Genomic DNA, 12,487 nt, shown 5'->3' with positions numbered 1-12,487 from the left:
AATTCGTTCCTGCCCCGAGTCCTTAGAAACGAAGAAGGAACGAATCAAATACGAACATGCAACGTTTTAATTTGTTAAAATAAGAGAATCCGCTAAGTGTTTTTCAGCAGAAATCTGTTTCTTTACAAAAAAATAGAAGAAAAAAAATCTTATTATGAAACTTTCCACGTCCGCATTGTGGTTGGCCGGCCTTCTATTCGCTGCTTGTACCAACCAGCCGAAAAGCACGAATGAAGATTATGCCTCACTGGTCAATCCCCTGATTGGCACCGATTTTACGGGGAACACCTATCCGGGGGCACAAGTGCCTTTCGGGATGGTACAACTAAGTCCGGACAACGGCCTGCCCGGATGGGACAGGATTGCCGGCTACTTTTATCCGGACAGCACCATAGCCGGTTTCAGCCATACCCATTTGTCGGGCACAGGAGCCGGAGACTTGTATGACATTTCGTTCCTGCCTGTCACCCTGCCTTATGAGGAAGCAGAAGCCCCCCTGGGGATTCATTCCCGTTTCTCCCATCAAGACGAGCAGGCTTCTGCCGGATATTACCAGGTCAGGCTGACCGATTATGACATCAACGTAGAACTGACTGCCACCGAACGCTGCGGCATCCAACGCTATACATTCCCGCAGGCACAGTCGGCCATCTTCCTGAATCTGGCCAAAGCGATGAACTGGGACGCTACGCAAGACTCGCACATCGAAGTGATAGACTCGGTGACCATCCGCGGCTACCGCTATTCTGACGGATGGGCCCGCAACCAGAAAATCTATTTCTGCACACGCTTCTCACGCCCCTTCACCCAAATGTCGCTCGACACCACAGCCTTGGAAAAAGACGGGAAACGCATCGGGACAGGGACAATAGCCCGCTTCGACTATTCCACGCAGCAAGGAGAACAGATAACCCTTGTCACCGCCCTGTCAGGCGTCAGCATGGAAGGAGCGGAAAGAAACCTGAGAGCCGAAGCGCCGGACAATGATTTCGACACTTACCGGCAAAAAGCGGAAGCTGCCTGGAACAAGGCCCTGGGAAATATACAGATAAAAACAGACAACCACGACGAAAAGGTGGTTTTCTACACAGCCCTATACCACAGCATGCTGGCACCTACCATTTATGACGATGTGGACGGGCAGTATTACGGACCCGACGGGAAAAACCACCAGACCGACGGCTGGACCCATTACAGCACCTTCTCGCTGTGGGACACCTACCGGGCCGCACACCCTCTCTTCACACTGACACAACCGGAACGGGTGAACGACATGGTCAAATCGCTGTTGGCTTTTTCCGAGCAAAACGGAAGATTGCCCGTATGGAATTTCTACGGAAGCGAAACAGACATGATGATAGGCTATCATGCCGTAGCCGTGATTGCCGACGCTTACCTGAAAGGTATAGGCGATTTTGATGCAGAAAAAGCCTTGGCTGCCTGTGTGGCGACGGCCAATCTGGACAACTACCGGGGCATCGGCTTCTACAAGAAGAATGGGTATGTTCCCTTCGATTTGGACAATCCCTCCGGAGGGGACGACTGGTCGCTCTCCAAAACCTTGGAATATGCTTTCGACGATTATTGCATTGCCGTCATGGCAGACAAAATGGGGAAAAAAGATATAGCGGAAGAGTTTTACGCCCGCTCGCAGAATTACCGGAACGTGTACAATCCGACCTCTACATTCATGCAGCCCAAAGACAAAGCCGGACAATTCGTCAAAGATTTCCAAGCGGAAGACTATACGCCGCACATCTGTGAAAGCAACGGATGGCAATATTTCTGGTCTGTACAACACGATATCAACGGACTGATAGCCTTGTCCGGCGGACAAGAACGCTTTGCGCAGAAACTGGACAGCATGTTCACGTTCCAGCCTTCGGACAAGAGCAAGTTGCCCATCTTCAGCACAGGCATGATAGGGCAATATGCACACGGAAATGAGCCGGGACACCACGTAGCCTACCTATATAATAAGGTAAACCAACCGTGGAAAGGACAAAAATACCTCCGGCAAATCATGACAACCCTCTATACGAACACACCGGCCGGACTGTGTGGCAATGAAGACTGCGGACAGATGTCTGCCTGGTACGTGTTCAGCGCCATGGGATTTTATCCGGTCAACCCCGTATCCGGAGAATATGAAATAGGCAGCCCCCTGTTCCCGGAAACGGTTCTGCAACTGACAAACGGAAAAACATTCAAAATAACAGCTCACAACATGAACCCGGAGAACACCTACATCCAATCTGTAAAACTGAATGGACAACCATTAGGCAAAAGCTACATCACGCACCAACAAATCATGGAAGGCGGAACGCTGGATATTGAGATGGGAAGCTCGCCCGGGAAAACATGGTGGTGACTTTTTTTAAGAAAAAACGTCTTTTTAACAGACATCACGTAAGTATTTCTTTGACCACACTTGTTCTCTTGTATAGAAAAAGGATAATATAAGAGTTAGTTTTAGGTAAAAAGATGGGTAATATTGACTACAAAATAATCGTACGCTATTTGAACGGTACATGCAACGAAGAAGAAAAATTGCATGTAATCCGTTGGGCCAATGAATCGGAAGAGCATGCACGGCAACTTTTCGAATGGGAAGAACTGTATTTCCTGGGGAAACGGAGCAGTGGAACCGAACAGTTCAAAACACAGGAAGCTGAAGAACGGCTTTTCAACCGGATAAGACAGGAGGAGCTAAGACAGGAAGAAAACAGAGGCCGGAAAGTTTTCCGCCTCCGGACATGGACCAAGTATGCGGCAGCCGTTACGCTGCTCATCACTTCCTGCGGATTAGGAATGTGGTATTTCACCCATAATCTGCAACAAGAATGGAAAACATTGGCTACGGCAGATGGGGAGGTTAAAGAGTTTCTGCTGCCCGACAGCAGTTGGGTTTGGCTGAATGAAAATTCGGTCCTGCAATATCCGGAACAATTTGAGAAAGGACACAGGCAACTGAAACTGTCCGGCGAAGCGTACTTTGAAGTAACCAAAGACAAGCACAGGCCCTTCATTGTCAGCAGTAAAGACATGAACGTGGCGGTACTCGGCACTAAATTCAATTTCAGGAGTACACAGACTGACAGAATAGTGGAGGTGTCTTTGCTGGAAGGAGAAGTAAAAGCTTCAGGAACACATGAAGAGGGTGCCATCACACTCTCGCCGGGACAAAAGGTGGAACTGAACAAAGATACAGGCAAGATGAAAGTGATGGATACAAACGCCATGCTGGATGCCGTATGGCACAGCAGCATGGTTAAGTTGCAAAATGCAAGCATCACTCAAATTGCCCAATTACTGGAAGAAGTATATGACGTAAAAGTGATTCTTTCGCCAGGAGTGGAGAAAACATCGACCTATTCCGGCGAATTAAAGAAGAAGGGAACGGCCACAGACATGCTGGATGCCCTGAAACATACACTTCACATCAAGTACAGGAAACACAAGGATATCGTTTTCATATCCCCGGAATAAAATATTATTAATCTTAAAGCCCAAGTAAAATGAAAAATGCAGTTGCTGCCATTGCGATAAGTTTGTGCGGAGGAATATTCTGTCTGTCATCGTGTACGAAAGAGGAACAGAATACCGACTATACTTCGTATGTGAACCCTCTAATCGGAACAGGAGGACACGGACACACTTTTCCAGGTGCCGTGGTGCCTCACGGAATGATTCAACCCAGTCCTGATACCCGTATCGACGGTTGGGATGCCTGCTCAGGATATTATTATGCGGATTCCACCATCAACGGTTTTTCGCATACACACGTCAGCGGAACAGGATGTGCCGATTACGGCGACTTTTTACTGATGCCGACAGTAGGGCAACAACAGTATGATCCGCAAGATTATTCATCGCAGACTCTTCCTTATGCTTCCCCTTTCTCGCACGAGAACGAGGTGGCAACACCTGGATATTACTCGGTATTTCTGGAGCGCTACCAGGTCAAAGCAGAATTGACCGCTACCCAACGGGCAGCGTTGCACCGCTATACTTTCCCTGAAGCGGAAAAAGCCGGCTTCATTTTAGATATGGACTACTCCATACAACACCAAGATAACCTGGACATGCAGGTAGAGGTAGTGAGCGATACGGAAATCAAAGGTTATAAGCTGACCAAATATTGGGCTTTCGACCAACGAGCCAATTTCTATGCCAAATTCTCCAAACCATTTACTTCTACCATCGTGCGGGATACGTTGACAGACCGGAACGGAAAGAGACAACCCCGTTGCAAGGTCTTGCTAAACTTCCATACAGAAAAGGATGAACAGGTACTGGTAAAGGTAGGCTTCTCGGCCGTCGACACTGAGGGCGCCCAAAAGAACCTGGAAGCAGAAATTCCGGAATGGGATTTCGAACGGGTACACGCAAACGCCCGTAAGGCTTGGAACCAATATCTGGCTAAAATCGACGTATCAACCCCTAACGAAGTGGATAAAAATATCTTCTATACGGCCATGTATCACACAGCCATCAGTCCGAACCTCTTTACTGATGTGGACGGAAGATATTGGGGAATGAACCAGAAGATTCACCAGGGGGATGTCAATAAGCCGGTATATACCACCTTTTCGTTGTGGGACACTTTCCGCGCTTTGCACCCCTTGCTTTCCATCATCGACCCGCAACTGAATAATGACTTTATCCGGTCGCTGCTGCTGAAAAGCCAGGAAGGAGGCATATTCCCCATGTGGGACCTGGCGTCTAATTATACAGGAACGATGATTGGTTATCATGCGGTGTCTCTGATTGCAGATGCTTATACCAAAGGATATGCCGATTTCGACCTGCAAGAAGCTTACGATGCTTGCTTGCGGGCTGCCGAATATGATACGACGGGCATCGTTTGTCCTCCAGCCGTATTGCCACACCTGATGCCTCAAGCCAAATATTACAAAAATACAATCGGCTATATTCCCTGCGACAAAGAGAATGAATCGGTAGCCAAAGCATTGGAATATGCCTACGATGATTACTGCATCTCGATATTGGCAAAAGCCACCGGCGATCATAAAAAGTATGAAGAATATTCCAAATTCGCCAAAGCCTATACTCTTTATTTCGATCCTTCTGTCCGATTCATGAGAGGGGTTGATTCGGAAGGCAACTGGCGCACTCCTTTTAATCCGAAAGCATCCAACCACCGGAATGACGATTATTGCGAAGGAAATGCCTGGCAATGGACATGGTTCGTACCACAAGATGTGGAAGGCCTGGTAGAACTGATGGGAGGAGAAGAAGCTTTCGCCGGCAAACTGGATTCGCTGTTCACAGAAGATTCAACCATCGAAGGGGAATTGGTCTCTGCAGACATTAGCGGTTTAATCGGGCAATATGCACATGGCAATGAACCCAGTCACCACGTCATCCACCTATATAACTACATCCACCGCCCGTGGAAGACTCAGGAGCTGATAGACCAGGTGCTGAAAGAGCAATACCGCAACGCCCCTGACGGACTGTCGGGCAACGAAGACTGTGGCCAAATGTCGGCCTGGTATATTCTGAATGCTATGGGATTCTATCAGGTATGTCCCGGCAAACCGGTCTATTCAATCGGGCGTCCGATTTTTGACCAGGCTGTTATTCATCTGCCCAATAAAGAAACATTCAAAATCATCACCCAAAACAATTCGAGTGAAAATAAATATATCGAATCGGCGACATTGAACGGGAAATCTTTAAACGAACCGTTCTTCCATCACAAGGACATCGTGTCTGGAGGTACTCTTGAAATCGTGATGACCAACAAACCCACTCAATGGGGAACAAAAACATCAAACATAAAATGACCATGAAAAAATATTCGTTAGTAACGTTTTTGCTTGCCGGATTCATCAGTCTTGCCCAGGCAAAGGATTATGCAGACTACGTGAATCCATTGGTAGGAACTCAATCTACATTTGAATTGTCTACGGGTAATACCTATCCGGCCATTGCACGCCCTTGGGGAATGAACTTCTGGACACCCCAAACCGGAAAGATGGGAGACGGCTGGCAATATACTTATACGGCCAACAAAATACGTGGTTTCAAACAGACTCATCAGCCCAGCCCTTGGATTAATGATTATGGGCAGTTTTCCATCATGCCGATGGTGGGGAAAGCGGAATTTGATGAAGAGAAACGAGCCAGTTGGTTCTCGCACAAGGGCGAAGAAGCCAAGGCTTATTATTACAAGGTGTATCTGGCAGACTATGACATCGTAACAGAAATGACGCCGACTGAACGGGCTGCCATGTTCCGCTTTACCTTCCCTGAAAACAAACAATCGTATATTGTGATAGATGCCTTCGACAAAGGCTCATACGTAAAGATAGACAAAGAAAACAGACGGATTATAGGGTATTCGACCCGCAACAGCGGTGGAGTTCCAGCCAACTTCAAGAATTATTTCGTATTGGAGTTTGACAAGCCTTTCACTTACCAGGCTACTGTAAACGATAGTGTATTCGTTGAAAACGGAACAGAACAACAGGCTCATCACGCAGGAGCAGTCATAGGCTTCAGTACCCACAAGGGTGAATCGGTACATGTGCGTGTGGCATCTTCTTTCATCAGTTATGAACAGGCCATGCAAAACCTGACAGAACTGGGCGATGATTCTTTCGACACGCTGGTGCAAGAAGGCCGCGAAGCTTGGAACAAAGTATTGGGACGCATCGAAGTAGAAGGTGGCAACTTGGACCAATACCGCACGTTCTATTCCTGCCTATATCGCTCCTTATTATTTCCACGCAAATTTTATGAAATAGACCGAAATGGACAAATCGTTCATTACAGTCCCTACAACGGGCAGGTATTGCCTGGCTATATGTATACAGATACCGGATTCTGGGATACGTTCCGTTGCCTGTTTCCGCTGCTGAACCTAATGTATCCTTCTGTCAACAAGGAGATTCAAGAGGGATTGATAAATACCTATAAAGAAAGTAACTTCTTTCCTGAATGGGCCAGTCCGGGACACCGGGGCTGTATGGTAGGCAACAATTCTGCTTCTGTATTGGTTGATGCTTATCTAAAAGGGGTGAAAGTAGAAGACGTGGAAACACTTTATAAAGGTTTGCTTTACGGCACGGAACACGTACATCCGGAAGTGTCTTCAACCGGACGTTTAGGCCATGAATATTACAATAAGTTGGGTTATGTGCCCTACAATGTAGGCATTAATGAAAATGCGGCCCGCACGTTGGAATATGCCTACGATGACTGGTGCATCTATCAGTTGGCCAAAGCCTTGAACCGTCCACAGAAAGAAATAGAACGGTTTGCCCAGCGTGCGATGAACTACCAGAACCTGTTTGATGCGGAAAGCAAGCTGATGCGTGGCAAAAATGCCGACGGCTCTTTCCAATCGCCGTTCTCTCCCCTGAAATGGGGCGATGCTTTTACTGAAGGGAACAGTTGGCATTACTCATGGTCAGTATTCCATGACCCACAGGGACTGATTGACTTAATGGGAGGAGACGAGATGTTTGTGCAGATGATGGACTCGGTATTTGCTGTTCCTCCTCTATTTGACGACAGTTATTACGGTTTCCCCATCCATGAAATCCGTGAGATGACTGTGATGAATATGGGAAATTATGCGCACGGAAACCAACCGGTGCAACACATGATTTATCTGTATAACTATGCGAAACAACCTTGGAAAGCGCAATATTGGTTGCGCCAGGTGATGAACAGGATGTACTCTCCTACTCCCGACGGCTATTGCGGAGATGAAGACAACGGACAAACTTCTGCCTGGTATGTGTTTTCCGCATTGGGCTTCTATCCTGTGTGCCCGGGCACCGACCAATATGTCATGGGGGCACCGCTATTCCAAAAAGCGACCTTGCATTTTGAAAACGGAAATACATTGCTTATCCAAGCACCGGAAAACAGCGAAAAGAACCTGTACATCGAGTCCATGACCGTAAACGGGCAAAACTATACGCGAAATTACGTGACTCATTCCATGCTGCAACAGGGAGGAAGAATCGAAATCTCTATGGGAGATGAGCCGAACAGGCATCGAGGAATCTCTGCGGACGATGCTCCCTACTCGTTCAGTAAAGAAAGGAAGAAGTAAGCTAAACTAACGGTCATGAAAAACAATCAGAATAACGCAAGCAACCGCCGAAGTCCTATTACATGGGTACCGACCGCTTATTTTGCAATGGGACTTCCCTTTGTCGTGCTGAACATGGTGACGGTACTGATGTTCAAGGGGCTGGGAGTGGATGATAAGCTGATTACCTTCTGGACTTCCCTCATCTTGCTGCCTTGGACACTGAAGCCGTTGTGGAGCCCTTTCCTTGAATTATTCAAGACCAAAAAGTTTTTTGTGGTAACCACGCAGTTAATTACGGGCGTCACTTTCGGGCTGGTGGCCTTTTCGCTGAACCTGCCCCACTTTTTCAGCATATCCATAGCATTACTGGCTATCATCGCCTTCAGCGGCGCTACTCATGATATCGCTTGTGACGGGGTGTATATGAGCGAGCTTTCCTCTTCCGAGCAAGCCAAATACATCGGTTGGCAAGGCGCCTTTTACAATATCGCCAAGGTTATAGCTACCGGTGGATTGGTTTATGTGGCGGGGATAGTCATCGAACATTTCAGCCAAGGAAGCCAGGAGAGTGCAGTGGTCTTGGCTGCTAACCAAAAGGCATGGATGATTATCATGGCCATGCTTTGCGGCACAATGGTATTGCTGGGCATCTATCACATCTTTATGCTGCCATCCACTCCTCAAAAGAAAGGCGAAAATAGCCGGAATGCCCGGCAGGTGATGCGGGAACTGATAGGCGTGTTGACGGACTTCTTCCGCAAAAGCCATATCGTCTATTACTTGCTGTTCATCATACTTTACCGTTTTGCCGAGGGTTTTGTGATGAAGATTGTGCCCTTGTTTCTGAAAGCAGACAGGGCAATGGGCGGATTGGGCCTGAGTGAGAAAGAAATCGGGCTGTATTACGGCATATACGGGGCAGCGGCCTTTGTGCTGGGTTCGCTGCTGGCGGGGTATTATATCTCGGCACGGGGATTGAAAAAGACACTGTTTTCACTCTGCTGCATCTTCAACCTGCCGTTCGTGGTCTATGCCCTGCTGGCCACTTTCCAGCCGGAAAGCCACGTACTGATTGCCGGAGGTATTGTGTTCGAATATTTCGGGTATGGATTCGGGTTCGTCGGACTGACACTATTTATGATGCAGCAGGTGGCACCCGGCAAGCACCCAATGGCACACTATGCATTTGCTTCGGGCATCATGAACCTGGGAGTGATGTTGCCGGGCATGATGAGCGGCTGGGTATGCGAAACGTTGGGCAAATGGTTCGACAAGCCCGGAGGTTATGAACCGTTTTTCATCTTCGTGCTGATAGCTACCATTCCGGCTTTTCTGATGACTTATTTCGTACCATTCAAATATGCCACCGACGGCTCGTTATTGAAAGGTGAGAGAGAATGAAATGATTAACCAACCATAGTATAACATTATGAGCAAACAAATTAATATTCCTTGGGAAGAACGCCCGGCCGGATGCACGGACGTGATGTGGAGATATTCTAAAAATCCCATCATCGGGCGCTATGACATCCCGTCGTCCAACAGCATTTTCAACAGCGCAGTAGTGCCTTTTGGAGATGGCTTTGCCGGAGTATTCCGCTGTGACAACAAAGCCGTGCAGATGAACATTTTCGCAGGATTCAGCAAAGATGGCATCCATTGGGACATACAGCACAACCCGATTCAGTTTAAGCCGGGAAACACGGAAATGATTGATTCGGACTATAAATACGACCCACGAGTGACGTGGATAGAAGACCGCTATTGGATAACCTGGTGTAATGGCTACAACGGCCCGACTATTGGAATCGGATACACATTTGATTTCAAGGAGTTCTTCCAATGCGAGAACGCCTTTCTGCCCTTCAACCGAAACGGCGTATTGTTTCCACAGAAAATCGACGGGAAATATGCCATGCTGAGCCGACCGAGCGACAATGGACATACACCCTTCGGCGATATCTACATCAGTTATAGCCCGGACATGAAATATTGGGGCGAGCACCGCTGTGTGATGAAGGTAACGCCCTTCGAACAGAGTGCCTGGCAATGCACCAAGATTGGGGCAGGTTCCGTGCCATTCCTAACGGAAGAAGGCTGGCTCTTGTTCTATCACGGCGTGATTACTACGTGCAACGGCTTCCGCTATGCTATGGGAGCAGCCATTCTCGACACCGACAATCCCGCCAAAGTATTGTACCGCACCCAGGAATATCTGATTGGGCCTGCTGCCCCTTACGAGTTGCAAGGGGACGTGCCCAACGTAGTATTCCCCTGTGCAGCCGTGCAAGACGGACAGCGCGTGGCTGTCTATTACGGCGCAGCCGACACGGTGGTGAGCATGGCTTTCGGATATATCCCGGAAATTATCGACTTCGTGAAGCGGACGTCCATCGTCTGATTCCACCTTACAAATAAAAAAGACCTCGGTAAAACCGAGGTCTTTCTGTAAATGACTGCAGCAGCCACTTTGTCCCCCTCATTAACTCATTCAGAATAACAGTTCCTACGAATCCGCTTGCTCCAATCAATGCTACTTTCTTCATACTCTTATATTTTCATAATACACATTTTTCGCTCTTGCAAGTAGAAGCCTAAATGTCAGGCTGTTACAAACAGGCAAGCATTGCTGTATGTGAACGGGTTAAGAATTGCACTTTTTTGAAAAAAAATTTTCCCCATTGATATTCAAAAGAAGTTTGCTTACCTTTGTAGACCGATATGAAATACAATCTTTTATGAACAGAACAATCATCGAGGATTCACAACACCCAGAATGTCCCATACGAAACATCCTGGCACGCATCAGCGATAAATGGTCACTATTGGTCATCTATACTTTAGACCGCTCTGACAAACAAGCTATACGATTCAAAGAATTGCAACGCGAAATACCCGACATCTCCCAGAAAATGTTGACCGTTACCCTCCGTGCTTTGGAAGAAGACGGCTACATCACCCGCACAGTTTATCCAGAAGTGCCTCCTCGAGTGGAATATGCACTGACAGCCCGGGCACATTCGCTGATTCCACATATCAATGCTCTGATAGAATGGGCAGTGGAAAACAAAGACGCCATCATCGGCGACCGGAAAAAAGCAGCTAAAAGAACTGCCTTGACCGCTTAAATCAATCGTTTTCCAAGGATATTCCAAGGAAAATCCGTACCTTTGACACCAATCAATTAGCAAAGAAACATATGAAATTAAGCCAGTCATCTTTAACACAAATAGAAAAAGCCATCGAAGAAGCCATTAGCAAGTACCATGGTTGCGAGGAAACCATCGTAACGGACATTCACCTGCAAGCACACCCCGAATCGGGCGAATTGCTGCTTTTTGACGATGACGACAATCAACTGGCCGCCATAACCATCGACGAATGGACAAACTACGACGGCGACGACTTTTACACCGACGTGGAACGTGTCTTATCCACGCTGTTAAACAACATGAAGACTGCCGGCGACCTGGATAAGCTGGCACTGATGAAGCCTTACTCCTTCGTTCTAGTAGACGATGACAAAGAAACCATTGCCGAACTGTTGCTGATGGACGATGATACCCTGCTGCTGAACGACGAACTACTGAAGGGATTGGACGAGGAACTGGACACATTCTTAAAGGACCTGTTGGAAAAATAGATTAAGCACCTGAAGTGGCTCTTGACAAAGCTAAAGAGGGATTTAAGAACTCTAAAGAGGGATTTGAGCATGATGATAAATATGACACAGCCATAGCATCATCAGCAGTTCCAAGTATGCAACCTGAAATCCTCATTCTTCTTGTTATGCCATATTGACGGGTGAAAAAGAGCAGCTCTACAAAATTTGCGTTTTCGCCTGGAACAGACAAAGCAACAGCCCGACATCATGCAGATATTGCACGGTTCTCTTCCTATCAGCTTGCCAGTCAGAAGAAAACAAGTTGTATGCCATCACTTTTCCCTAAGAAGGAGTTTTTCCTTCGTATCTTCTAATTCAGGAATATCTTATTAATCAACAAGATAGCTTACAAATCAACTACTTTCTGAAAAAATAGTCCGAAATATATTTTTAAGAGCCGTCGAAAAGCTATATATTTGCAGTCCAAAAAATTAGGAACACATTAGTAATAATATTTTTTTTAAAGAAAAATGACTAAAGCTGATATTGTAAACGAAATTACAAAAAACACCGGGATTGACAAAGTCACTGTGCTTGCAACTGTAGAAGCGTTCATGGAGGCAGTAAAATCATCTTTAGCAAAAGATGAGAACGTTTATCTCCGCGGATTTGGCAGTTTTATTGTGAAGAAAAGAGCACAAAAGACCGCTCGCAACATTTCTAAGAACACTACTATCATTATTCCGGAACACAATATTCCGGCCTTTAAACCTGCCAAGACTTTCACTCTTTCAGTGAAAAAATAA

9 protein-coding genes are annotated in these 12,487 nt (G+C 46.9%); all 9 read left to right on the top strand.

Annotation, left to right across the window (positions count from 1 at the left end; genetic code table 11):
• The first annotated feature begins 154 nt into the window (after nucleotides 1–154).
• The 9 genes from M3090_RS08230 to M3090_RS08190 all read left to right on the top strand — a co-directional run bounded on the left by M3090_RS08230 (nucleotide 155) and on the right by M3090_RS08190 (nucleotide 12,487).
• On the top strand, nucleotides 155–2,371 hold the full coding sequence (locus M3090_RS08230; protein ID WP_249055154.1) for a GH92 family glycosyl hydrolase: 2,217 nt from the start codon (nucleotides 155–157) through the stop codon (nucleotides 2,369–2,371).
• 113 nt (nucleotides 2,372–2,484) lie between these two features.
• Entirely contained in the window at nucleotides 2,485–3,489 is a 1,005-nt protein-coding gene (locus M3090_RS08225) for a FecR family protein (protein ID WP_249055153.1), read from the top strand.
• 29 nt (nucleotides 3,490–3,518) lie between these two features.
• Nucleotides 3,519–5,813, top strand: coding sequence for a GH92 family glycosyl hydrolase (locus M3090_RS08220; RefSeq protein ID WP_249055152.1), 2,295 nt, complete (start codon nucleotides 3,519–3,521; stop codon nucleotides 5,811–5,813).
• Between the two features lie 2 nt (nucleotides 5,814–5,815).
• Nucleotides 5,816–8,095 carry a GH92 family glycosyl hydrolase gene (locus M3090_RS08215; protein ID WP_249055151.1) on the top strand — a complete coding sequence of 760 codons (2,280 nt, stop codon included), beginning with the start codon at nucleotides 5,816–5,818 and terminating at the stop codon, nucleotides 8,093–8,095.
• A 15-nt stretch (nucleotides 8,096–8,110) separates the two neighbouring features.
• A complete protein-coding gene (locus M3090_RS08210; RefSeq protein ID WP_249055150.1) occupies nucleotides 8,111–9,478 on the top strand; it encodes an MFS transporter in 1,368 nt (455 codons plus the stop codon).
• Between the two features lie 28 nt (nucleotides 9,479–9,506).
• A complete protein-coding gene (locus M3090_RS08205) occupies nucleotides 9,507–10,478 on the top strand; it encodes a glycoside hydrolase family 130 protein (protein WP_249055149.1) in 972 nt (323 codons plus the stop codon).
• A gap of 337 nt (nucleotides 10,479–10,815) precedes the next feature.
• A complete protein-coding gene (locus tag M3090_RS08200) occupies nucleotides 10,816–11,205 on the top strand; it encodes a winged helix-turn-helix transcriptional regulator (protein WP_249055148.1) in 390 nt (129 codons plus the stop codon).
• Nucleotides 11,206–11,276: 71 nt separating this feature from the next.
• Entirely contained in the window at nucleotides 11,277–11,720 is a 444-nt protein-coding gene (locus M3090_RS08195; RefSeq protein WP_249055147.1) for a hypothetical protein, read from the top strand.
• A 491-nt stretch (nucleotides 11,721–12,211) separates the two neighbouring features.
• Nucleotides 12,212–12,487: an HU family DNA-binding protein gene (locus tag M3090_RS08190; RefSeq protein ID WP_087340396.1), complete on the top strand. Its 276-nt coding sequence runs from the start codon at nucleotides 12,212–12,214 to the stop codon at nucleotides 12,485–12,487.

This window comes from Bacteroides sp. ET71, assembly GCF_023336905.1.
Taxonomy (GTDB): domain Bacteria; phylum Bacteroidota; class Bacteroidia; order Bacteroidales; family Bacteroidaceae; genus Bacteroides.
Note: the sequence above shows the minus strand (reverse complement) of the source record. Positions and strands in the feature narration are given on the sequence as shown.